15 protein-coding genes and 1 tRNA gene are annotated in these 25,647 nt (G+C 41.5%); 15 read left to right on the plus strand and 1 reads right to left on the minus strand.

Features of this window, described 5'->3' with window-relative positions; all coding sequences use genetic code 11:
• Positions 1 to 42: 42 nt before the first annotated feature.
• The 12 genes from BXY_RS23125 (at position 43) to BXY_RS23180 (ending at position 22,991) form a co-directional block, all read left to right on the plus strand.
• Positions 43 to 942 carry an AraC family transcriptional regulator gene (locus tag BXY_RS23125; RefSeq protein ID WP_004310460.1) on the plus strand — a complete coding sequence of 300 codons (900 nt, stop codon included), beginning with the start codon at positions 43 to 45 and terminating at the stop codon, positions 940 to 942.
• Between the two features lie 108 nt (positions 943 to 1,050).
• Positions 1,051 to 5,076: a hybrid sensor histidine kinase/response regulator transcription factor gene (locus BXY_RS23130; RefSeq protein WP_015533062.1), complete on the plus strand. Its 4,026-nt coding sequence runs from the start codon at positions 1,051 to 1,053 to the stop codon at positions 5,074 to 5,076.
• A 335-nt stretch (positions 5,077 to 5,411) separates the two neighbouring features.
• Positions 5,412 to 8,549: a SusC/RagA family TonB-linked outer membrane protein gene (locus tag BXY_RS23135; RefSeq protein ID WP_015533063.1), complete on the plus strand. Its 3,138-nt coding sequence runs from the start codon at positions 5,412 to 5,414 to the stop codon at positions 8,547 to 8,549.
• A gap of 13 nt (positions 8,550 to 8,562) precedes the next feature.
• A complete protein-coding gene (locus BXY_RS23140; protein ID WP_004310457.1) occupies positions 8,563 to 10,032 on the plus strand; it encodes a RagB/SusD family nutrient uptake outer membrane protein in 1,470 nt (489 codons plus the stop codon).
• A gap of 14 nt (positions 10,033 to 10,046) precedes the next feature.
• Positions 10,047 to 10,658: a fasciclin domain-containing protein gene (locus BXY_RS23145; RefSeq protein WP_004310456.1), complete on the plus strand. Its 612-nt coding sequence runs from the start codon at positions 10,047 to 10,049 to the stop codon at positions 10,656 to 10,658.
• Between the two features lie 28 nt (positions 10,659 to 10,686).
• Positions 10,687 to 12,249, plus strand: a complete 1,563-nt coding sequence (locus tag BXY_RS23150; RefSeq protein WP_004310455.1) for a hypothetical protein — start codon at positions 10,687 to 10,689, stop codon at positions 12,247 to 12,249.
• A gap of 388 nt (positions 12,250 to 12,637) precedes the next feature.
• Complete coding sequence (locus BXY_RS23155) at positions 12,638 to 14,194, plus strand: hypothetical protein (protein ID WP_208946900.1); 1,557 nt, start codon at positions 12,638 to 12,640, stop codon at positions 14,192 to 14,194.
• A gap of 57 nt (positions 14,195 to 14,251) precedes the next feature.
• Positions 14,252 to 15,265, plus strand: a complete 1,014-nt coding sequence (locus BXY_RS23160; protein WP_208946901.1) for a DUF6528 family protein — start codon at positions 14,252 to 14,254, stop codon at positions 15,263 to 15,265.
• A 56-nt stretch (positions 15,266 to 15,321) separates the two neighbouring features.
• Positions 15,322 to 17,115, plus strand: coding sequence for a glycoside hydrolase family 71/99-like protein (locus BXY_RS23165; protein ID WP_015533066.1), 1,794 nt, complete (start codon positions 15,322 to 15,324; stop codon positions 17,113 to 17,115).
• A gap of 8 nt (positions 17,116 to 17,123) precedes the next feature.
• On the plus strand, positions 17,124 to 19,481 hold the full coding sequence (locus BXY_RS23170) for a glycoside hydrolase family 31 protein (RefSeq protein WP_008645235.1): 2,358 nt from the start codon (positions 17,124 to 17,126) through the stop codon (positions 19,479 to 19,481).
• A gap of 19 nt (positions 19,482 to 19,500) precedes the next feature.
• Positions 19,501 to 22,176, plus strand: a complete 2,676-nt coding sequence (locus tag BXY_RS23175) for a glycoside hydrolase family 2 TIM barrel-domain containing protein (protein ID WP_004299901.1) — start codon at positions 19,501 to 19,503, stop codon at positions 22,174 to 22,176.
• A gap of 17 nt (positions 22,177 to 22,193) precedes the next feature.
• Positions 22,194 to 22,991, plus strand: coding sequence for a sialate O-acetylesterase (locus tag BXY_RS23180; protein WP_015533068.1), 798 nt, complete (start codon positions 22,194 to 22,196; stop codon positions 22,989 to 22,991).
• A gap of 260 nt (positions 22,992 to 23,251) precedes the next feature.
• On the opposite strand, the gene BXY_RS23185 is transcribed toward BXY_RS23180, so the two are convergent.
• Positions 23,252 to 23,324 (minus strand) — tRNA-Met (locus tag BXY_RS23185).
• 237 nt (positions 23,325 to 23,561) lie between these two features.
• Between BXY_RS23185 and BXY_RS23190 the strand changes: the two genes are divergently transcribed.
• The 3 genes from BXY_RS23190 to BXY_RS23200 are packed head-to-tail and all read left to right on the plus strand — an operon-like array spanning position 23,562 to position 25,596.
• Positions 23,562 to 24,152: a TetR/AcrR family transcriptional regulator gene (locus BXY_RS23190; RefSeq protein WP_004299903.1), complete on the plus strand. Its 591-nt coding sequence runs from the start codon at positions 23,562 to 23,564 to the stop codon at positions 24,150 to 24,152.
• A 16-nt stretch (positions 24,153 to 24,168) separates the two neighbouring features.
• Positions 24,169 to 24,915, plus strand: coding sequence for a 3-oxoacyl-[acyl-carrier-protein] reductase (gene fabG, locus BXY_RS23195; protein ID WP_004299904.1), 747 nt, complete (start codon positions 24,169 to 24,171; stop codon positions 24,913 to 24,915).
• A 9-nt stretch (positions 24,916 to 24,924) separates the two neighbouring features.
• Positions 24,925 to 25,596 (plus strand): RluA family pseudouridine synthase, encoded by a 672-nt coding sequence (locus tag BXY_RS23200; protein ID WP_004299905.1) that lies wholly within the window; start codon positions 24,925 to 24,927, stop codon positions 25,594 to 25,596.
• Positions 25,597 to 25,647 lie beyond the last annotated feature (51 nt).

Consider the following 25,647-nt stretch of genomic DNA (forward strand, 5'->3'; position numbering starts at 1 on the left):
TTCCTATTTTTGTCCAACTCAATTACATGAAAACACACTGGTATGATCGAGGATAATAGTTTAGGATTAGAATTTAAATATCTGATTGTAAATGACATGGACCGTAAATTCGGGCTATGGGTAAATACCGTCGGCTATCAATCCATTCCTCCTGATTCACCTTATCCGTTGAAAGAGCATCCTTCCGGTTACTTCTTTAATGCAGAAAAAGGAAGAGTGCTTCGTGAGTATCAATTGGTATATATCACCAAGGGACGTGGTTTGTTTTCATCTGATTCTACCTCTGAAAAGCAAGTTTGTAAAGGTCGGCTGATGGTATTGTTTCCCGGACAATGGCATACTTATCGCCCGTTGCGGCAGACTGGTTGGACGGAATATTATATCGGTTTCGAGGGGCCTATGATAGACGCCATTGTTGATGATGCTTTTTTGTCGCAGGAACAGCAAATACTGGAAATAGGCCTTAATGAAGAGTTAGTCTCATTATTCTCCCGTGCTCTTGCCGTAGCCGAAGCGGATAAGATTTCCGCGCAACAATATCTTTCCGGGATTGTGCTCCACATGATAGGGATGATTCTTTCCGTCTCCAAGAATAAGGTTTTCGAGATGAGTGATGTGGATCAGAAGATCGAACAGGCAAAAATCATTATGAATGAAAATGTTTCCGGCAATGTGGACCCGGAAGAGTTGGCTATGCGACTCAATATTAGTTATTCATGGTTTCGACGTGTTTTTAAGGAGTATACAGGTTATGCTCCGGCTAAATATTTCCAGGAATTGAAACTTCGTAAAGCTAAACAAATGCTGGTGGGAACTTCCCAGTCAGTAAAAGAGATTTCTTTTTTTCTAGGTTTCCAGTCAACCGAATATTTTTTCTCTTTCTTCAAGAAACGTACGGGACTTACTCCGTTGGAGTATCGTTCGTTCGGGCGGGAAGAATGAATAGGATGAAGTCCATATCTATTAGTTATTTGGCTCTGATTTTGGGAATATCATAAAAACTGTTACTTTTGTGGCGAAGATAATGTGCTATAAACCATCATTCTTGATATGCGCGGACAAAAACTATCTAAGATCCATTTTCTTATTCTGTTATCTCTTTTAGGATTTATATCTCCTCTTCAATCACAGGAATATAAGTTCAGAACATTGGGTGTGGAGGATGGATTGTCGCAAATAACGGTGAGCGATATTTGCCAGGATGAGAAGTCGCGTATATGGATTGCCACACTGGATGGTCTGAATTGTTTCGATGGCAATCATATCAAAGTCTTTAATCATTTTCATAACGATTCCATCAGTTATGGTAATCTATATGTCACCCAGATGGTGGAGGACGGCCAGGGGAGTCTTTTTCTCTTGACTTCTACCGGACTTTTCCAGTTCGACCTTGAAACGGAGAAATATTATATTCTTCCGGTGCCTTCTCCTTCCACTCTTGCCAAAGGAAAGCTGGGAGTGTGGATTGCAGAAGGGGGAAAACTCTTCTTGTATGATAAGAATACCCGTTCCGTGAAACCCATGTATGCGGAGGTACATTTGCCGGACACCGGGCCGACAATGGTAGAAGGTTCGGAAGGAAATCTTTGGGTTGCTTTGAAAGATGGCGGGGTGATGCGTGTGGATACTTGTGGATCGATGTCGCTTTATTTGCCCGGAATCAAGGTGATGAAACTGATAAAAAGTAACGATCAGAATATTTGGGTTGGTTCGCAGGATCATGGTGTTTTCTGTTTTTCACCTCAAGGTGCAGTCATACATCATTATGATTATAACGACAAGAGTGTTTACACGGTCCGGGATGATATGGCAAGAGCGTTATGTCAGGATTTGGAAGGAAATATATGGGTAGGTTACAGAAGCGGATTGAGTAAGATTGAGGTGGCTACCGGGAAAATATTTCATTATCAGGCGGATCCTAACCGGGTGGGGGCTATGTCCAATCGTTCGGTGACTTCTCTTTATACGGACAAACAAGGAACTGTCTGGGTGGGGACCTATTGGGGCGGCGTGAATTTCTTCTCACCGGAATATCAACATTTTGTACATTATCATGCTTCGGATACCGGATTGTCTTTTCCGGTGGTGGGTGCTATGGCAGAAGATAAATCCGGAAATATATGGATTTGCACAGAAGGTGGAGGACTGGATTTATATCAACCGGAACAAGGAACATTCAAGCATTTTAATGCGCATACCGGATATCATTTTAGTACGGATTATCTGAAAGATGTCGTTTTTGATGAGGCTAATAACTGCTTGTGGATTGCCGCTGACTTTACAAACAAGGTCAACTGTTTTCATCTTGATAACTATCGGAATGATATATATGACCTCGAACCGCTCGGAGAGGAAAGTGTGGGAGAAGCTCTGTTTGCCTTGGCCGACACTCCTCGTAAATTGTATGTAGGTACAACATCAGCAGTTGTTAGTCTGGATAAACAGACCTTAAAAACTGAAGTGTTGTTTCATCAAAAGGAGTTGTTTACACATAATTATAACACTTTGTTGCTTGATTCGAAAAACCGGCTATGGTTTGCTTCCGATGATGGTTGTGTAGCTTATGTGATTGATGAAGGACGCTTTGAAACGTATAGGATAAGTCTGAAGAAGCAGGTCAGATCTCAAAAAGAGCTGGTCAATGTCATCTATGAAGATCGAAGGGGAAACATTTGGGTCGGAACACATGGCAACGGGCTTTTCTTGTTGGATAAGAAAGAGCGATTGTTTCGTTTGCATACTCCTGAAAGTGTATTGTCGGGAGAAAATATCAGAGTGTTGGGCGAAACTCCTTCCGGGAATTTATTGATTGGTACCGGACATGGATTGTCTGTGTTAGAACAGAAAGACGGGAAAGTGATAAACTTCAATTCTAAAACAGGATTTCCGCTGACTCTTGTTAATAGGAAATCCATGCATGTATCCCGCAATCATGATATTTATATGGGAGGGGCTACCGGACTGGTTGCCATTCGTGAAAGTAGTTTGTCCTATCCTCCGAAAATATACGATTTGGAGTTGGCGCATTTGTATGTCAATAATAAAGAGATTACCACAGGCGATCAAACCGGCATCCTAAATAAGTCCTTTGCCTATACCGACCGGATTAAATTGAATTATTTGCAGAATGTGTTTTCTATCGGTTTCTCGACAGATAACTTTCTGCATATTGGCGGTGGTGAGGTAGAATACCGGTTGATAGGTTCTAATGACGAATGGAGTGAGAATCGTTTGGGGAATGATATTACTTATACAAATATATCTCCGGGCGATTATGTTTTTGAGATCAGATTGAAGAACTTTCCGGAAGTAATTAGATCTCTTCATATAACGATCACACCACCTTTTTATGCCACCTGGTGGGCTTATACTATTTATGTGTGTGTGATTCTGACGATTCTATTCTTTGTGGTGAGAGAATATAGAATTCGGCTGTTCTTGAAAACCTCGTTGGATTTTGAACTTCGTGAGAAACAATACATTGAAGAAATGAACCAATCCAAACTGCGTTTTTTCACTAATATCTCACACGAAATCAGAACCCCTATTACTCTTATCCTGGGGCAGGTTGATCTGTTGTTGAATTCTGGTAAGTTGTCTACGTATGCTTATTCGAAATTACTGAATATACATAAAAATGCCGGTAACCTGAAATCATTGATAACGGAGTTGCTTGATTTTCGGAAACAGGAGCAGGGACTTTTGAAATTGAAAGTTTCTCAATTTGATTTATATTCTTTACTCAAAGAGCATTATGTATTGTTCAAAGAATTGGCAGCTAACAGGAATATTTCGTTTGTTTTGCATGCTGACTGTGAGCAATGCCTCGTGTGGGGAGATCGTATGCAATTGCAGAAAGTGGTTAATAACCTGCTGTCGAATGCTTTTAAATATACTTCAGACGGTGGAAGTATCAGTATGGAATTGGCTGATGGAGCGGATGAATGTATGTTTTCTGTTTCAGACAATGGGGCAGGAATATCCGAGGAAGATTACGTGAAGATATTCGAGCGGTTCTATCAGGCCGAGAATATCGGACAGTATGGAGGAACGGGTATCGGGCTGGCTCTAAGTCAGGGGATTGTGAAAGCTCATCAGGGAGATATAACTGTAGAAAGCCAGTTGGGGAAAGGTTCATGTTTTAAGGTCACTCTGAAGAAAGGAGATGCTCACTTTGATTCTTCTGTTTCCCGGATTGAACCGGAGCAGGATAAGGAATATATTTATTATTCGGAAGATAAAGAACTATTGGTTAAGGAGGTACAGTCGGCTCAAAGTGAGAGTGGGACTACTGACTGCAAGCTGTTGGTTATTGATGATAATGAAGAAATCAGAAATATCCTTGTAGATATCTTTTCTCCATTGTACACGGTTGAAACTGCAAGTGATGGTGAGGAAGGGTATGAAAAAGTAAAAATGATGCAACCTGATCTGGTTATTTCGGATATTATGATGCCCGGAATGCCCGGAACGGAATTGTGTGCCAAAATTAAGAACAATATTGAAACTTGTCATATCCCTGTCGTTCTTCTGACTGCCCTTAGTGCGCCCGAACGTGAGTTGGAAGGATTGAGAATTGGAGCGGATATTTATGTGGTGAAGCCATTTAATATGCGGCGGCTGGTGATGCAATGCAATAATCTGATTAATACCCGCAGACTTTTACAGAATAAATATGCCCATCAGCTGGATAGCAAAGCGGAGAAAATTGCAACGAATGAACTCGATCAGAGGTTTATCGAACAAGCGACGCAGGTAGTGGAAGATAATATGGAAAATCCCGAATTCAGTGTAGATGTCTTCTCACGTGAGATGGGGGTGGGACGTACTGTCTTATTCCAGAAGATAAAAGGTATCACGGGAAGTACGCCAAATAATTTTATCATGAATCTGCGTCTGAAAAAAGCGGCATATTTTCTGCAGAATTCTCCGGAAATGAATATATCGGATATTGCTTACCGGTTAGGATTTGGAAATCCTCAATACTTCAATAAATGCTTTAAAGAACTTTTTGATATTGCTCCTACGCAATACCGAAAAGCTCATAATACCTCCTCCGAACCCTCTGTGAAGTGATTAAAATAAGTCATCTGAATTTTTAGACTAGATAAAACGAACAATTCGATAGGGTGCAATATATTCAAATGCGATACTTTTGTGGCGTTGGATAATGCCAGCTTGTACTTGAGTTTTCTTTGGTTAGGTGTGTCCGCACACACTTTCATTTGGTAGACCAGGTGCTGTGTAATCTTTATTCTAATATAATAATTATTGTGTAGTATTATGAAAGACAAATATCCATATAATAAATAAAAGATAACATCTTATTGGAGAGAATCAATATATTTTCCCCAATTAATTAAGTAGTGAGTAAAACCTTGATAATTAACCAATTTAATTTTATTCTAGTTATGAAAAATTTGCAGAGTAGGACAAAAGTGCGGTTGCTTCAGTCGTTGCTTTTGATTTCCTTGAGTCTCTTTTTCCTTGTCAATCCGGCTTATGCTCAAGGCGGGTTTGCAGTGAAGGGAGTTATTGTGGATAAAACAGGATTTCCTTTGCCTGGCGCCAATGTGATGGAGAAGGGAACATCTAATGGGACAATTACAGATTTAGATGGTAATTTCTCATTGAATGTTTCGAAGAAGGGAGTTACTTTGACTGTATCATTCATGGGATATACCCCTAAAGATGTGGTAGTGAAAGATAAAACAATGAATATTACGCTTGAAGAGAACTCTAAGCTATTGGACGAAGTAGTGGTAGTGGGGTACGGTACGATGAAAAAGCGTGATGTAACAGGAGCTATTACTTCCATCTCAAGCGAGGCCATTGAGCAAAAAATGGCTACTAATGTTTTTGAAGCATTGCAGGGAACTACTGCCGGTGTACAGGTGGTGTCCGGTTCCGGACAGCCCGGTGAATCTTCTTCTATCAAAATTCGTGGTACTTCCACTTTCTCTGCCGAAGGTGTGACTCCTCTTTATATTGTAGATGGTGTTCCTTTGGAAAGTATCGATGGTATCAATACCAATGATATTACTTCTATGGAGATTTTGAAGGATGCCGCTTCTGCAGCTATCTACGGTTCGCGTTCGGCGAACGGTGTGATTATTATCACTACCAAAAGTGGGCAAGAAGGTAAAGCCCGTATTGATATCAAGTATAATCACTCGTGGGGTACATTGTCTCACAAGGTGCCACAGGCAAACCGTAAAGAACGTTTGTTGTACGACCAGTATCGTAAAGAGTATTTTGAAACATACGGCGGAGGTAATCCGGATGAAAGTAGTGATATACTGAATGATCCGTTGAACTCTTTCTTTAATGTGGATAACGATTATCTGGACATGATTACAAGCACTGCACAAAAAGATCAGGTGGATATCAGTGTAGGTGGTGGTACAAAGAAACTGAAATATTTCATCAATACCGGTTATTATAATGAGAAAGGTATTATTTCCAATACAGGTTTCCAGAGATTAAATACTCGTATCAACTCCGATTATTCACCGACAGACTGGATGAATATGGGTAGCCGTATTTCTTTGACTTATTCTAAAAAGAAAGGTCTGAATGAAGGTACTTTATTGAGCGCAGTGTTGACTCGTCGTCCTTATTTCAATACTTATTATCCGGATGGCTCTTTGGTCGGAGTGTTTAACGGTCAGAAGAACCCTATTGCGCAGGTCAATTATACCACCGACTTTACTGATTCTTATAAGGCTAACTTCTTCCAGTTCTTTGAAATCAAATTCAACAAGTATTTGAAGTTTAGAGCTAATATTAATGCCAACTTCTATCTGGATAAACGCAAAAAACTCGAACCGAGTCTTATCACCGATGAATGGCAGAAACAGAATAAAGGTTATTCTTATAATTACCTGAACTGGAACTGGATGAATGAAGACATCCTTACTTATGCACGCAAAATAAAAGATCATAATTTTACGGCCATGGTAGGTGTTAGTGCACAGCAGTGGCGTTATGAAAACGAAACATTTGTGGGGATAAACTCGTCTACAGATTTTATCTATACAATGAATGCTTTTGCCGCAAACCTGGATTTGTCATCTACAGGCTCCACATTAAGCAATCACTCTATGGCTTCCATTTTTGCCCGTGTGACTTATGATTATAAAGGAAGATATTTGCTCAATGCCATTATGCGTCGTGACGGTTCTTCTCGTTTTGCCAAAGAGAACAAATGGGGTAATTTCCCTTCCGTATCTGTGGGATGGCGCTTCTCGGATGAGAAATTCATGAAATTTTCGAAAAAGTTTCTCGAAGATGGTAAGATCCGTGCAAGTTTCGGTATCACGGGTAACGAAGCAATCGGCAACTACGACTATATCTACTCTTATTCTCCGAATTCTATTTATGACGGAGTGGGTGGCGTTATTCCGACTCGTATCGGTAAAGACAATCTGAAATGGGAGGAAACTAAACAATTCAACCTTGGTCTGGACTTGAATTTCTGGAATAGCCGTTTGACAGTCACTGCCGATTATTACGATAAATATACAGACGGTTTGCTGGCAAACTACCAATTGCCTAAAGAATCCGGTTTTGCATATATGAAAACCAATGTCGGTGAAATGAGTAACCGAGGCTTTGAAATAGCTGTTACCGGTGATATTATCCGCACGAAGGACTGGAAGTGGAATGCTTCTTTCAATATCTCCAGAAACATCAACCGTATTGAGAAGCTGTCTGAAGGTAAGGCATATATGGAAGGTGATATCTGGTGGATGAAGGAAGGTGGCCGTGTGGGTGACTTCTACGGATTTAAAAGCGCCGGTGTCTTTGCATACGACGAATCGAATGCTTTCACTGATAAATGGGAACAACTGACTCCGGTGTTTGAGAATGGTGTATTCCAGTACAAATATTTGTTGGATGGAAAAGAATATACAGGTAATATTCGTCAGAAGACGTTGCCGAACGGCAAACCGTTCCGTGGTGGAGATTACAACTGGGAAGAACCGGAAGGAACCCGTGATGGTGTGATTGATGATAATGACCGTATGGTGATCGGTAATGCCATGCCTGATGTAACCGGTGGTTTGAATACAACGGTGACTTGGAAGAATTTGAGTTTATACTTAGGATTCTATTATTCATTGGGAGGACAGATTTATAATGCAGCCGAACATAATCGTAATATGTTCAAATACACCGGAACTACTCCTTCACCGGAAGTCATCCATAATATGTGGTTGCATCCGGGTGACCAGGCAATCTATCCGCGTCCGTATAATGATGATTACAACAATGCCCGTATGGGTAACTCGTTCTATCTGGAAGATGCTTCCTTTATTCGTTTGCAGAACATACGTGTAGCATACGATCTTCCTGAAAACTGGATAAAGAAGCTGATGTTGAAGAATATAAATATCTACGCTTTTGTAAACAACGCCTTGACATGGACCAACTATTCGGGATTCGATCCTGAATTCTCTACCAACAATCCTCTGCAGGTAGGTAAAGACTCTTACCGTTATCCGAGAAAGAGAGAATATGGTATTGGTTTTTCTGCAAACTTTTAATTGAAGATATCGTATGAAGAATATAAAATATTTTGTTGGAGCTGTATGCCTGGCTCTATCGTTGAATAGCTGTTCAGACTTTCTGAATGAGGAACCGGTAAGTGAAATTCCGGCAGGTGACATGTGGCAGACTGCCCGTGACGCTAAGGCAGGTATAAATGAAATCTATGGATTGTTACGTTCCACTTTACGGGAGAACTATTTCTATTGGGGGGAGTTCCGTTCGGATAATGTAGCTCCCGGAGCACCGGTAATGGCCGATCAGGCACGTGTTATCAACAACCTAATGTCTACGGATGAGAAATGTGCAAAGTGGACGACTCTGTATCAGATGATTAACCAGGCAAATCTGGCTATTAAATATGTTCCTAATATCAGTATGCCTGATGTGGCAGACCGAAATGACTATCTCGGACAAGCTTATGCATTGCGTGCTTTGGCCTACTTCTATGCTATCCGTGTTTGGGGAGACGTACCTTTGTTTACAGAACCTACTGAAAAGTATTCGGAAGCCATCTACAAAGAGCGTACGGATAAAAACTACATTTTGGAACATGTCATTCTTCCGGACCTGAAGAAAGCGGAAAGCCTGATTAACCGTAACAAGAATTACGAACGCAAACGCATTTCTATCTGTGGCGTATGGGCCATCATGGCGGATGCTTATATGTGGGCTAAAGAATATAATCTGGCCGACCAGACCATCGATAAGATGGCGACTATCGCTTCTAAAAAGGGCGGTCGTTTTGTAGACTTCGAACCTAACATTGCTACTTGGCATACCATGTTTACGGAAGAGCTGACTAATAAACCTTCTGATGATACACCGGAAAATGATGAATATAACTCCAGAGAGTTTATTTTCCTTGTTCATTTCAACATGGATGAAGTCGGCACGAATGGTTACAGTTACATGTATCAATGGTTTTCCGGTTCAGGGAATCGTGCGGCAGTCATGTCTGATAAGTTTATGAGTATCTTTGATGAAAAGGATATGAAAGGTGATTTACGCAAAGATTATACGGTGAAGAATTACCAAAATGGAAATGAATTGCGTAAATATATGGCAGGTGACATCAGTAACTCTTTGAATAAGACATGCGAAGTAGCCTATCCAATCTATCGTTACACAGATATGATGTTGTTGCAAGCTGAAGCTCGTGCTCATCAGGGAAAATGGGGGGAAGCTTTGGATTTAGTAAAAACTGTACGTGACCGTGCCGGATTGAATACACTGACTGAAAATGATTTTGCTTCAGAAGAAGAGGTAGTCAATTATATCTTGCGTGAACGTCAGGTGGAGTTAGCTGGCGAAGGACGCCGTTGGTTTGATTTACTGCGTACCGAAAAGTGGAAGGAAGTGATGAAACCTATTAACGGAATGGAGCAGGATGGCAATGAACTTTTCCCGATCCACTATTCACATATCTTGGAAAATCCGAAGATTGTGCAGAATACGTATTATGGTAATACTAACAACTAAAAAAGGTAGAAGCAATGAAAAAGACAATATTATATAAGACTCTTTTCTTTTGTTGGACAATTTTGGCATTGACCGGTTGTGATCTGGACTTGCAAAAGAACTATGATTATGAGCCTTCGGTGGATGATCCGTATGTAAAAGTGACAGCGTGGGAATATTTTCAGGATCACAAAGATATGTTCTCGGAGTTGATAGCAGCTATTGAATATACAGGCTTAAAGGACTATTATACCCAGACTGATAATAAATATACTTTTCTGGCTTTGAATAATGCCGGTATGCAGCTTTATCGGGAGAATGAATTTGCAGGCGTAGCTTCCATTACAGATTGTGATAAAGAAAAGGTGAAGAATATGTTGCTTTATCATATTGTAGATGGAGAATATAGTTCTTATGGGCAATTGCAGGTAGAACCGATGTTCGTCTTAACTATGCTGAAAGGTGAGACTGGATTGATGACAATGTCTGTTTGGAAAAATCCATGGCAGGCTGCAGTAGGTAAGATTCTGGTGAATCAGACCGGAAGCAACGGAAAATCTCCGCAACGACAAGCTAAGACTAGCAATATTCTGCCGACAAACGGTGTGATTCATATATTTGAGAACTATTGCAAATATTCCAAATAACCACAGTTAATTAAAAAGAGAACTAATTATGATTCGTAAAATATATACCTTATTAATATTAGGACTTTGCTTGGGCTTTGCTGCCTGTGGCGACGATAATGATGGATTGGATCCTAATGCAGCGGCTCCTGTGATTAATTTTCCTATGGAGCAGCTGGACGTTGATTTGAATAAAGTAGACAATCTGCCGGTAGTGGCTGTTATTAAATCACAGGCAGGGCTTCAGAGCGTGACAATGAAATTGCAGACGGTGGAGGGAGTGACAGAATATAAAACTGTAACCGACTTTTTCAATCCCAACTCGTATAGCTTGTCTGAAAACTTGGAGTACAATGCAAATTATGAAGCTTTTATCATTGAAGCTACGGATAAACTGAATCATGTTACGAGTGGGACTTTACCAATTGCTGTTACCGATGTAATGGCACGTCCTGTCATTACATTCGATCCGGAAGAGATTGTATATGATGAGATGGATGAAAATCCGGTAATTCCCCGTACTACTTTCGAAGTTGTTTCGGAAGCCGGCTTGAAGGTTGTGGAAGTGTATTTGGTATCTGCCACTGGACAGGAATCAAAAGGAAGTGTGGAACTGAATGGCAAAAAGGATTTCTCGTATGACGAGATGATTAATTACAAAGAAGGCGATAAAGGTTTCAAAGTAAAAGCAGTGGATATATATGATAATGTGACCATTTCAACTTTACCTGTGGAATATAGAACAGTGCCAATACCTGTATTGACTTTGCCTGAATTGCCTATTTTTGCTACAACAGATGCAAAACAGGGAGTGCCGGTGAAGGTCGAATCTGTACGAGGAGTTCACGAAGTAATTATTTACCGTATTGAAAACGGACAGGAAATCGAAGTCTTACGGGAACAGAAGAATGGTGAGAAACAATTGGATTACACTCCGGAAATTGATTTTACTGAAACTACGTCTCAAATTAAAGTGGTGGTTTCTGATGGGAGAGTGGGAAAAGAAGCTGTCGGAACTGTGAAAGCATATGTAAATATGGATGTTGCCACAGTGAATATATCTAGTAAGACTTTTGCTAATAGTGCGCACGAAAAATATCCGGATGCTTATGGTTTGTTATCTTTCAAAGATTTAAAAACGTATTCTGTTGATTATGCATTAGCTAGTGCGGATAATGCGAAGAATGTTGATTTGAAATTCTATTGTATGGGAAAAGGTAAGGACGTTCCTTCAGAGCCTCGTCTGTATTCTATAAATGCTACAAAAACAAATGAATATACAGGCTCCGGTGGGGTATCTTTGAACACCGCGGCTGTGAAGAATAAGACTATGATAGCTAAACTTTCCGGCTTTGATTATGATAATGCAACAGTTACTTCTATAGCTTCTGAAATATCAGCTAGTTTGATTGTGAAAGAAGAACTGATTCCTATAGCGGAGGGAGATATTATTGCCTTTAAAACAGCATCGACTTCTGCAGCAGGTGGAAACAGAATCGGAGTGATGAAAATCATTAGTATGACACCATCTATTGGTGAAGGTGTACTGAAGCCCGGAGATACAACAGCTCGTGTATTAACTGTTGAAATCAAATTCCCTAAGAAGAAGTAAGCAGGGTAGTATTACCTACCGCCTGAAGTCTTAATAGAAAACTTCTTTTCTATTAAGACTAAACTTCCCTTTCATTGGGAGTAAAGTTGTTCTCTGTCCGATACAAACTATAAATGAAGCTTCCGTTTTTATAATTGCAAGTTGCGTTTATAAAAACAAAACTTGCAATTATAAAAACAAAGCTTGCGTTTATAGTTTATAATAGAGATAAAAGAAGTTTGCAACAAGGGGGAAGGAAGTTCTCTCCTAGTGGAGGATAACTTTTCTATTAATAGCCAACGCGAGAGTTATTAACAGCTATCCCGGTGAACTTAGATAGAATATACGAAAGATGCGATTGATAACGAGCACATTGGTTAAGTAATAATGTGCGGTAGCTGAAAGTAATATGAGAAAACATATAATATATAGGTATTTCCTCTTTTTATCTTTGGTCGGACTGATGCAGTTAGCGCTTAGTTGTTCCTCCTCTTCCAACGAAATAGAACCTTTGAAACCGGAAGGAGGAGATACTCCTTTGGAAAAAGATGAATATACTTTTTTGAACGTTGAATACCGGAAATGGCAGAACGGAACATTCCAAGCATGGACAACGGCAGATTCAAGGGAAACACGTACCATTGATAATATGAATTGGTATACTCCCTCTTCGGATGATAGCCGGACTGCGTGGGGAGGACGAATCGGTTTGCAACCCTCTTCTGTGGTTGGAAAAGAAGGCTTTTTCCGAGTGGCTAGTTGCGAAGGCCGTTCTTATTTGCTCGATCCGGATAATGGAGCTGTTATCATTCATGGAATTCAGCATGTTCGTCCGGGAGAATCTACTGCTCATAAGAAGGCTTTCGGTACTCGATACGGTAGTGAGGCGCAATGGAGTGAAGAGACTGGCAAACTGTTAGCAGACAATCATATAAACTATATTTCGTATGGTTCGAACCGTATTGAAGTATTTCCTGCTGCAGTACGTGCTAACTTGTTGACACCTAAGACGCAAAAGATTGCTTATGCAGAGAATCTGTATCTGCTCCGTACCTTTATGTGGGATATGAGCAAGAATTTGGGCTACGCGTTTGATGATGACAAATATAATCGTCTCGTTCTTCTTTTCGAACCGACATTTGCTACGTACATAGATCATCTCGTACAAGAGAAGTCAGCTTTATTTGCCGGTGACCGGCATTTTATAGGTTTCTATCTTGACAATGAATTGCCGTTTGCCAGTTATCAGAATACTGACCCTTTGCGAGGAATTGATCTGAAACATTTTTTGTCCTTGCCCGAACGCTATAAAGCAGCTCGTGAGTATGCAGAAAAGTTCATGCGGGATAACGGTATAGCTTCTGCCGGAGCGATCACCAAGAAAAATCAGGAAGACTTTCGGGGGATGGTTGCTGATTATTATTATCAGTTGACTACCGCTACCGTCAGACGATATGATAAAGAGCATTTGATATTGGGAACACGGCTGCATGACTGGAGCAAATACAATCAGAAAGTGGTGGAAGCTTGTGTTCGTTATTGTGATCTTGTTTCTATCAATTATTATGCCCGTTGGCAACCGGAAGCAGATTTCTTGGCAAACCTGAAAGTTTGGTGTGGAACGAAACCTTTTTTAGTTTCGGAATTCTATACGAAAGCAGAAGATGCCAGTTATCAGGGAACTGGATATACCAATACCGAAGGAGGTGGATGGCTGGTGCATACACAGAAAAATAGAGGTGAGTTTTATCAGAACTTCTGCCTGCGTTTGCTGGAAACCCGAAATTGTGTGGGTTGGGTACACTTTGAATATAATGACGGCTACGATTCTAACGGAAAAGCTTCTAATAAAGGAATAGTCTCCATCGAATACGAACCTTATGAATCTTTTCTGTCGCAGATGCGGCAGTTGAATCTTTCAGTTCATTCATTGATCGATTATTACGATATAAAATCGGTTCAATAGATTGACGGAAACTTTAAATAGACAAATTGAATATTTAGAATTAAAATAGTTATGACCATGAAGAAGTTTAGTTTATTTGCAATCCTTTTAGGATTTAATATAGCTTTGGGAGCATGTTCCGATGATGATGCCGCTCCTGTAGTAAAAAATGAAATCTTTCAACTTCCGGAAAAGGCTTATGTACTGGCGGAACAATCCAGACGGGCTATTGTCATCAGAGATGCGGAGACGCACCGCAATATTTGGAGTTGGGATCCTTATACTGCCTGTGTTCCTGCTGCACAGCAGGGTTGGTTTGTTAATCCGAGTGAAGTAAAACCGGTTTTCAATAGACGCTATATCTTGATGACTGCCTCCGGCGGAGCTGTGGCTTTAATCCGTTTGTCCGATCATAAATTAATGTTCTATGCAAATTGCGGACAGAATCCCCACTCTGCGGAGGTATTGCCCGATGGAAATATCGTGACGGCAGAATCTAAATCCGGTGAAATCAATACCTTTGTGGTTGACACGGTTAAGGTATTGGGAGCAAAAGCTAATACGGTGAAGTTGGGTAATGCGCATAATGTTGTTTGGGATAAGAAAAGATCGTATCTTTATGCTACAGCTATCAAAAAAGAGGGAGTGACTGCATTATTCCGTTTTAAGTACGATGGTAACCGGAGTAATCCCAAGTTAATAAATCAGACTACCCTTTATACATTCAGCAATGAATCGGGTGGGCATGATTTGTTCCCGGTATATGGTGAAGAAGATAAATTATGGCTTACTGCTGCTTCGGCTGTCTATAAGTTTGATTTGACTGGAGTTACCGACGCTACGACTAATGACTCTACCGAACCTACTTGCGAGAAAGTTTACAGCATAGCCGATATAAAAAGCATCTGCAACGGACCGGACGGAATCCTGATGCTGAAACCGACTGAAGAATGGTGGGCAGAAGGACTTGTAAATGAGAAGGGAGAAGAACTTTTCAAAATGGACGGAGCCAAGATTTATAAAGGCCGTTGGATGATAGACAATCTTTTCAGTTATCCGGAAAAGCATGATTTCGTGTTGAGTGAGGACTGATTAAGTATGGTGGAAGATTGATTAAGTACATAAGTTGAATAATTAAGTTTGGAACAATGAGGAAACTTCTTCTTTTTTTATTGGTATCTATCGCATTACCGGCCTTGGCGCAGAATAGAAAGAAAGTGTATGCCGACTTTCACGGAGTGCGCTATACCCGGCAGCATGACGGAAAGCTGGGGCGTTGGGAGATGTATGCCAATACGGAAAAATCAAGTACCGGAAGAAAGTCGCTGTGTTATAATGCCGACCTGATAGACAGCGAAGGACGGCATGAGATAGCGGCAGTGGCTTATCCCCAAGTCGGAATGCAGTCCAATCTCGATCCCGATTATATCGAATATCAGATATTGTCGGCAAAAGCGGCTAAGATAGATGGATTCTTTATCGAATGGGGGTTCAAGCCTCACGAAAATGACATCTTGCTGCGTGAGATGCAGAAAGTGGCAGCAAAGTATGACTTTGAAATCGGCGTAAACTGGTGCGACGGTTGGTTATATTATGACTGGATTACGAAGATTTATCCGGAAGTTAACACCCGTGAGGCAAAGACCGAATACATGGCCAAATGTTACCAATATCTGGTGGATAGCGTCTTTACCGGTCCTACAGCTCCTATGGTGAAGGGAATGCCTGTTTTTTATCATTTCGGTCCCGGAGCGAAAGTGGATGAATATAAGAAAGTATTATCATTGGCGAAGTTACCGCAAGGAATGAAGCAGCCGGTTGCTTTACGCCGTTGGGCAGATTGGGGAAAACTGGAAAATGATAAATATATCCCCGTCACTCGTAGCGATGAAATGGATACCTGGAAAGAAGTGGGAGAAATACCGACTGCATGGCTTCCTGCCCGTGTCCGTACAAGAGATCAGGCACATGCCGAATGGGATAATTACGCCACTCAGGATGATGTTATTGAGTTTATGAAACCTTTCCGTGATTCAATTTGGCATAGTAACAATCCTGCTTATACCATTAAGTCGGGATTTGCCATGCCGGGAATGGATAACCGGGGATGTGCGGGCTGGGGACGTGGACACTTCTATTATATCCCACGTAACAATGGAGAAACTTATCAAAGTATGTGGAAGTTCTGTATGGCAGAGAAGGACAGCCTGGACATGATGTTTATCGCTTCGTGGAGTGACTATACCGAAGGACACGAAATAGAGCCGACCATTGAAAACGGTGACCGTGAACTACATACGACTTTAAAGTATGCGGCGGAATTCAAAGACGAACAGGCGGACGAGCGTGGATTAACCTTACCTTTAATGCTTTTCCGGCTGCGAAAAGAAGCCCGTTTCCTGGAAAAGACGAAGATGGACGTATCCGCTTGTCAACGTTCGCTCGATAAGGCAGCATTGTTGATTAGCCAGGGACGTTATCCGGTGGCAATAGGCTTGTTGTCACAAATAGAAAATGATGTCAAGACGGCAAAATCCGCTTTGGCGGTTGAGATGATGCGTTTGCGTGAGTCGGACATGAAGATTCAGGGAAAGCGAAAATCCGGTGGTTACAGTGCCGAAGAAACTCTCTCTATCTCTTTGCCCAAAGAGCTGGTTTCCAAATTACAAATGAATAACTATGTAGGGTATCTCTATTTTGAATACCTGGACAAGGGAAATGAATCTCTTTTTATACGTTCATCTACACAGCGCGAACCGAAAGAGCCGTTTAAAATTGTGTCCCGGATACGTACCGACAACACGGGTGAATGGAAAAGCGCAAAAGTAGAATTGTATAAGGATAATATCGTGAATGGATTCAATATGCCTACTTTCTATTTAAAAGGAAATGTCGTAGTCCGTAATTTGTCATTGGGCTATACGATCTACACAGTCAAATAAATGCATGGATGAAGAGTTTAAATAATTGGTTATTAGTTTTATCTGTACTATCCTGCTTCGGATGTTCCTCTCCGGTCCATGAAGATGACAGGGGATGTGCTTTCGTATCTGACAGTATTCAATATCGGGTTGAGTTTATGTCGGCGGGGTGCGTGCGGATTCTGTCTTTTCCCGAAGGTGATACACTGGTAACAAGAAGATTGGTGGTCGATTCGGAAAAGCCGGCTTTTAAAGATTATAAATGGGAAGATACGGGACAGAAGCTACTCTTTCGCACCCGTGAACTTTCCGTAGTTTTTGATAAGGCAGATGTGGCTTTCACTTTTCAGGAAACATCCACAGGTAAGTTATTACTAAAAGAGAAAGGGGATAGAAAGGCACGGAACTTCAAACGTTCGGTTGCCGGAGGTGAACAATGTCTCGAAGTCACTCAACGCTTTGTTCCTACCGAGGATGAGGCCATTTATGGACTGGGACAGTATCAGAATGGAATCATGAACTATCGGGGGAAATCTGTACTTCTGTTACAGGCCAATATGGATATTGTCAATCCGTTCCTTATTTCGACCAACGGATATGGTGTCTTATGGGATAATTATTCTTCTACGAAGTTTGAAGATACGAAGGAGGGCTACTCATTTACTTCCGAAGTAGGTGATGCCTCCGACTATTATTTTGTCTATGGTAAGAATATGGACGAAGTCCTTGCCGGTTATCGGGAATTGACGGGGGACGTGCCGATGTTTGGAAAATGGGTGTATGGCTTCTGGCAGTCCAAAGAACGATATAAGTCGTTCGATGAATTGAAGGCAGTCGTTAAAGAATACCGTAAACGGGGAATTCCGTTGGATAACATTGTGCAGGACTGGGAATATTGGGGAGACAAACCTCATTGGAACAGCCTGACCTTCCATCCGGCAAACTTTAATCATCCCCGTCAGGTTATTGATGAACTGCATCAACAGGACCATGTTCATTTTATGCTTTCCGTATGGCCCGGATTCGGACCGGAAACGGCTGTCTATCAGTCTTTGGATTCTATCGGTGCATTGTTTAGTGAACCTACATGGGCAGGTTATAAGGTTTTTGATGCCTACAATCCTGTCGCGAGGGATATTTTCTGGCAATACCTCAAGAAAGGACTCTATGATATGGGTGTGGATGCTTGGTGGATGGATGCAACGGAACCATCTTTCCGGGATGGATTCACACAGTTGAAGCAGGAAGAAAAGACCAAATCGGCAGGTAATACTTATCTGGGTAGCTTCCACCGTTATCTGAACACTTATTCTTTAGAAATGCTAAAGGACTTCTATCAACGCCTGCGCGCCGAGAGCGATCAGAAGCGTATATTTATCCTAACTCGTTCCGCCTTTGCCTCGCAACAGCATTATGGTACAGCCGTATGGTCGGGTGACGTTTCGGCTTCATGGGAGAATATGCACAAACAACTGGTTGCCGGCTTAAACTTGTCTATGTCCGGTATTCCGTATTGGACTTCCGATACGGGAGGATTCTTTGTCACAGAACGGGATGCAAAATATCCCGACGGACTGAAAAGTAATGATTATAAAGAGTTATATTCCCGTTGGTTCCAGTTTAGCGCATTTACTCCTATCTTCCGTGCTCACGGTACGAATGTGCCGCGTGAAATTTGGCAATTCGGTGAAGAGGGGACATTATCTTATGATAATCAAGTGAAGTATATTTATCTGCGTTACCGTCTGTTGCCATACATTTACTCAATGTCCCATCAGGTAACCGCCAATAATTATACCATGTTGAGAGGTTTGGCAATGGATTTCACAACAGATACCCGGACATTTGATATTGATAATGCCTATATGTTCGGTACTTCCTTATTGGTGCGTCCGGTATTTCATCCGCAATCGGAAGAAAAGAACATCTGTATTTATCTGCCGGAACATAGCGGTAAATATTGGTATGACTTCTGGACCGGAGAAGCTTTTGAAGGAGGAAGAGAACAAATGCAGACAAATATCCTCGACATACTTCCGCTCTATGTGAAGGCTGGTTCTATCTTGCCTTTGGCAGAAGTGAAACAATATGCGATGGAATATCCCGATCGTGAACTGGAATTGCGTATCTATGGAGGAGCGGATGCTGCTTTTTTATGGTATGAGGATGAAGGTGATTCCTACCGCTATGAAGAGGGTGTATGTTCGAAAGTGCCGATGCAATGGAAAGATTCGGAACGGACATTGACTATTGGACTGCGTGAGGGAACTTATCCCGGTATGCCGGAACAAATAAAAATGCATGTGAAATTATATCTGCCTGAAGGTGTAGCTCTTGATAGCAAAGAGTGCGTCTACACAGGTAGAGAAGTAAAAATAAAGTTTTAATTATAAGTATATATCGATTATGAAGAAGTTTCTCTATATTTTTATTCTATTGTTTATTGTGGGATGGGCACAGGCGCAACAGCGTGTGGTATACACAATCAACGACGGATGGAAATTTACAAAAGGATCTCCGTTTGAAGCGCAGCTGGCCGGCTGTGACGACTCTTCTTGGGAGACGGTCAATATACCTCATACATGGAATAATAAAGATGCAGACGACGAAACTCCGGGATTTTATCGGGGACCGGCTTGGTACCGGAAACAATTGTTTGTAGATAAAAGCCAGGAGGGACGTCAGGCAGTGATCTATTTTGAAGGAGCCAATCAGGAAGTACGATTTTATCTGAACGGTCAGTTCGTGGGAGAACACAAAGGAGGGTATACCCGTTTCTGTTTTGACATCACTTCCCATTTGCGTTATGGACAGGAAAACCTGTTTACCATTTATGTGAACAATGTCTATAATCCGAATATTCCTCCCTTATCTGCCGATTTTACTTTCTTTGGCGGTATCTACCGGGATGTCTATCTGCAGTTTATGAATCCGGTGCACATTGCAACGAATGATTATGCTTCGTCAGGAGTTTATATCCGTACACCCGAAGTGAACAACTCCGCAGCCTCGGTAGAAATTACTACATTACTGACGAATAATACACTCCAACCTGCAGAAATCAGGGTGGAAAATGTAATCTGCGATGCGGATGGTAAGGAAGTGAAAAAGACTCATGCGGAAATAAAGCTGGCATCCGGTGAAACAAAGACAGACATCTCTAAAAAGATAAAAATAGATTCGCCCCGTTTGTGGGATATAGACGATCCTTATCGGTATATGGTATATACGCGTATTCTCGATAAGAAAAAGGGTACTTTGCTGGATGAAGTGGTGAATCCGTTAGGCTTGCGCTGGTTTAAATTTGATTCGGAAAAGGGCTTTTTCCTGAATGGCAAAGGACGTAAACTAATCGGAACTGCCCGGCATCAGGATTATTTTCAGAAAGGAAATGCCTTGCGCGACGAGTTGCATGTACAGGATGTACTACTGTTGAAAGAGATGGGAGGGAACTTCCTGCGTGTGTCACATTATCCCCAAGATCCTGTAATCATGGAAATGTGTGATAAACTGGGTATTGTGACTTCGGTTGAAATCCCCGTTGTCAATGCTGTTACGGAAACTGAAGAGTTTTTGCAGAACTCCGTTGAGATGGCTAAAGAAATGGTACGTCAGGATTTCAACCGCCCTTCTGTTATGATTTGGGGGTATATGAATGAGATTTTTCTGCGTCGCCCTTATACCGAAGGCAAGCAATTGGAAGATTACTACCGCTTTACTGAAAAAGTAGCCCGTGCCTTGGAAGCGACCATCCGCGAGGAAGATCCTTCAAGATATACCATGATGGCTTATCATAATATGCCTCAATATTACGAAGATGCCCATCTGACCGAAATCCCGATGATTCAGGGATGGAACTTGTATCAAGGCTGGTATGAGCCGGATATCAATGAGTTTCAACGTTTGCTCGACCGTGCCCATAAGGTATACAAGGGAAAAGTGTTGATGGTTACGGAATATGGACCGGGAGTAGATCCGGGACTTCATTCCTACCAGCCGGAACGTTTCGACTTCTCACAGGAATATGGTTTGGTGTATCATAAACATTATCTCCGTGAAATGATGAAACGTCCGTTTATTGCCGGTTCCAGTCTGTGGAATCTGAATGATTTTTATTCCGAATCCCGTGTCGATGCTGTTCCTCATGTAAACAATAAAGGAGTTGTCGGATTAAACAGGGAGAAGAAGGATGTTTATTGGTTTTATAAGACAGCTTTGTCACGTCGTCCGATACTTGTTATAGGTAATCGGGAGTGGAAAAGCCGTGGGGGAGTGGTGAATACTGCACAGAAAGAATGTATTCAGTCTGTTCCTGTATTCTCCAATGCGGAAGAAGTAGAGCTGTTTGTGAACAATAAAAGTCTGGGAAAGAAAAAGGTAGAAGATAATTATGCCTTGTTCGACGTACCGTTCGTTGGTGGAGAGAATCTCCTGGAAGCAGTTGCCGTGGCTGGTGATAGCAAATTGCGGGATATGCTCCGGATTCAGTTCCAGTTGGTAGGCTCACAGTTGAAAGACGAAGCAATTCCATTTACGGAAATAAATGTAATGTTGGGTTCTCCGAGATATTTTGAAGACCGTACAGCAAATGTAGCATGGATTCCCGAGCAGGAGTATAAGCCCGGTAGCTGGGGATTTGTAGGCGGAACTTCTTATCGTCGTAAAACAGGATTCGGCAGTATGCTTGGTTCGGATATTGACATTCTGGGAACGGATATGAATCCAATCTTCCAGACTCAACGTGTTGGAATAAAATCTTTTAAAGCTGATGTACCGAATGGAGAATATTCCGTATATTTGTACTGGGCAGAATTGGAGTCGGACAAAGAGAGGGAAGCGTTGGTTTATAATCTGGGAGCTGACTCGGAACAGACGTTTGCCGGAAACCGTAGCTTCGGAATTTCAATGAATGGAACGACTGTTTTGGATGATTTCAACATAGCTCGTGATTACGGATATGCCCGTGCTGTTATCAAGAAATTTGTAGTAACGGTGAAGGATGGAAAAGGATTGAGTGTTGACTTTCATAAAAAAGAAGGAGAACCTATTCTGAACGCTATCCGTATTTATAGAAACTATTAATCATAAACACTGTCAATATGCTTAGGTCTATTTATTTACTGTCTTTTCTCCTCCTGCAATCTTTATTTGCTTTTGCCGGGAATGTAAAGGAGAATGTTCCGTCTTCTTTTGACTTGTATGTATGCATCGGACAATCCAACATGGCGGGGCGTACAACATTAACTCCGGAAGTCATGGATACCCTCCAAAATGTGTATCTATTGAATGATAAGGGGAATTTTGAACCGGCAGTAAATCCTCTCAATCGTTATTCTACAGTTCGGAAAGATTTGTCAATGCAGCGTTTGGGACCGGCTTACGGCTTTGCTAAAGAGATGGCCCGACAAACGAAACGTCCTGTCGGACTGGTAGTAAATGCGCGTGGAGGCTCATCCATCAACTCCTGGCTAAAAGGGAGTAAAGACGGATATTATGAAGAAGCTCTTTCCCGGGTTCGGATTGCAATGAAGCAGGGAGGTGTTTTGAAAGCAATCCTTTGGCATCAGGGAGAAGCCGATTGTTCGAATCCGGAAGCGTATAAACAGAAACTGATTTCTTTGGTGAAAGACTTGCGGGAAGATCTGGACATGCCGGATCTACCGGTTGTTGTAGGACAGATTTCACAATGGAACTGGACGAAAAGAGAAGCAGGTACAGTCCCCTTTAATCAGATGATTAAAAAAGTTTCTTCATTTATTCCCTATTCCGATTGGGTATCATCGAAAGGATTGGGATGGTATAAAGATGAGAAAGACCCTCATTTTAATACGGAAGCACAACTGTTATTAGGAAAACGTTATGCGAAAAAGATACTGAAGTTTTATAAACATCAATAGGATACCCTTTTTCGAAGGAACATAAAAGCCGGCTGATCCCTCATGAATCAGCCGGCTTTTGTATGGTGAATAACTAAATACTGCCTTGTTGATAGAAAAGGAGTCTATATGCTTAATTGTCTTGTTATAAGCAAATTAACCTGTTAATAACTTTGTTGATATCCTTGTTGATAACTGAAATTAGGTTGTGAATAAAACCAGTAAAGAAGAGTCGTCATAAAAAAGAAGAACCGCATTTCTGCGATTCTTCTTATCTTTAGTTGCGGAGATCCGACTCGAACGAATGACCTTTGGGTTATGAGCCCAACGAGCTACCAACTGCTCCACTCCGCGATGTTTAACGGGTGCAAAGGTACGGCTTTTTTTGAAACAAACAAATAATTTGCTGAATATTTTTCGAGTAAATCATCATTTTTTTCTTATTTAGTTGAGAATGAATGAAATAATGATGAAACTTTTTCTTAGCACCTATTAATATACAAATGTTAATATTCTCTCTATTTTCTTGTATGGTCTAAAGAAAAGAATTACTTTTGCTCAAAATATTCAGCAATGTGCAATTTGTAACCTATGACCGTATCCAAGACAAAAGCCAAATTAGTAGATGTAGCCCGTCAGCTTTTTGCGAAGATGGGAGTAGAAAACACAACTATGAATGATATCGCTCTTGCTTCTAAAAAAGGTAGACGAACGCTCTATACTTATTTTAAAAGTAAGGATGAAATTTATTTGGCTGTTGTGGAATCGGAATTGGATATTCTGTCGGATATGATGAAGCGGGTGGCCGAGAAAAATATCTCACCGGACGAGAAATTGTTGGAGATGATATATACCCGGTTGGACGCAGTAAAAGAGGTCGTCTATCGAAACGGAACACTGCGTGCTTATTTCTTCCGTGATATATGGCGGGTGGAAAAAGTTCGCAAGAAGTTTGATGCAAAGGAAGTCCAGCTCTTTAAAGCTGTTCTTCTGGAAGGACAGGCAAAAGGAGTTTTCCATATTGACGATGTGGAGATGACTGCCGACTTGATACATTATTGTGTGAAAGGAATTGAAGTTCCTTATATTCGAGGCCATATAGGTGCACATCTGGATGAAGATACAAGAAATAGATATGTGTCCAACATTGTGTTTGGCGCACTGCATAGAACAGAAATTTAATTAAATAACTTTTAGTATGGGATTATTAGACGGAAAAACAGCCATTGTAACCGGTGCTGCTCGCGGTATTGGTAAGGCTATCGCTCTTAAGTTTGCTGCCGAAGGCGCAAACATCGCATTTACTGACCTTGTCATTGACGAAAATGCAGAAAATACAGCTAAAGAATTGGAAGCAATGGGCGTGAAAGCCAAAGGTTACGCTTCTAACGCGGCTAACTTTGAAGATACTGCAAAGGTCGTTGAAGAAATCCACAAGGACTTCGGACGGATCGATATATTGGTAAACAATGCCGGTATCACTCGTGACGGTTTGATGATGCGCATGAGCGAACAGCAATGGGATATGGTAATCAACGTGAACCTGAAGTCTGCATTTAACTTCATCCATGCTTGTACACCTATCATGATGCGTCAAAAAGCTGGTAGCATTATCAATATGGCCTCTGTTGTAGGTGTTCACGGAAATGCAGGACAGGCTAACTATGCTGCTTCTAAGGCAGGTATGATTGCATTGGCTAAGTCTATCGCACAAGAGTTGGGTTCTCGCGGCATCCGTGCCAACGCTATCGCTCCGGGATTCATCCTGACAGACATGACAGCTGCTCTTTCTGACGAAGTAAGAGCTGAATGGGCAAAGAAAATACCTTTGCGTCGTGGTGGTACTCCTGAAGATGTGGCAAACATCGCTACCTTCCTGGCTTCTGATATGTCTTCTTATGTATCAGGTCAGGTGATTCAGGTAGATGGTGGTATGAATATGTAATCGAACAGAATGACTGTTGTATACGAAGACAACCATATCATTGTAGTCAACAAGACCGCTTCCGAGATTGTCCAGGCAGACAAGACGGGGGATACGCCGCTTTCGGAGACTGTAAAACAGTATCTGAAAGAGAAGTATCAGAAACCCGGAAATGTTTTCCTCGGTGTGACACACCGGTTGGACCGCCCCGTAAGCGGTCTTGTTATTTTTGCCAAAACGAGTAAGGCATTAACAAGGCTCAACGAAATGTTTCGCACCAGTGAGGTGAAAAAGACTTATTGGGCGGTTGTGAAAAATGCTCCGCAAGAACCGGAAGGTGAACTGGTACATTTTCTTGTACGTAATGAAAAGCAGAACAAAAGTTATGCATACGACAAAGAAGTGCCGAACAGCAAGAAAGCGATCTTGCATTACCGGTTGATCGGTCATTCGGAGAATTACTATTTGCTCGAAGTCGATTTAAAAACCGGACGTCATCATCAGATTCGTTGTCAGCTGGCAAAAATGGGATGCCCTATCAAGGGAGATTTGAAATATGGCTCTCCACGCTCCAATCCGGATGGGAGCATTTGTCTGCATGCCCGGAGAGTACGGTTCATACATCCTGTCTCAAAAGAACTGATAGAGCTTGAAGCTCCTCTTCCCGAAGGGAATTTATGGAAAGGATTCGCCATAGATTAACACGGATTTCCACAGATTCATTTATTATGTTATTTAGTAGACGGTACGCAG

Origin of the sequence: Bacteroides xylanisolvens XB1A (genome assembly GCF_000210075.1) — a bacterium.
In the GTDB taxonomy this organism is placed as follows: Bacteria; Bacteroidota; Bacteroidia; order Bacteroidales; family Bacteroidaceae; genus Bacteroides; species Bacteroides xylanisolvens.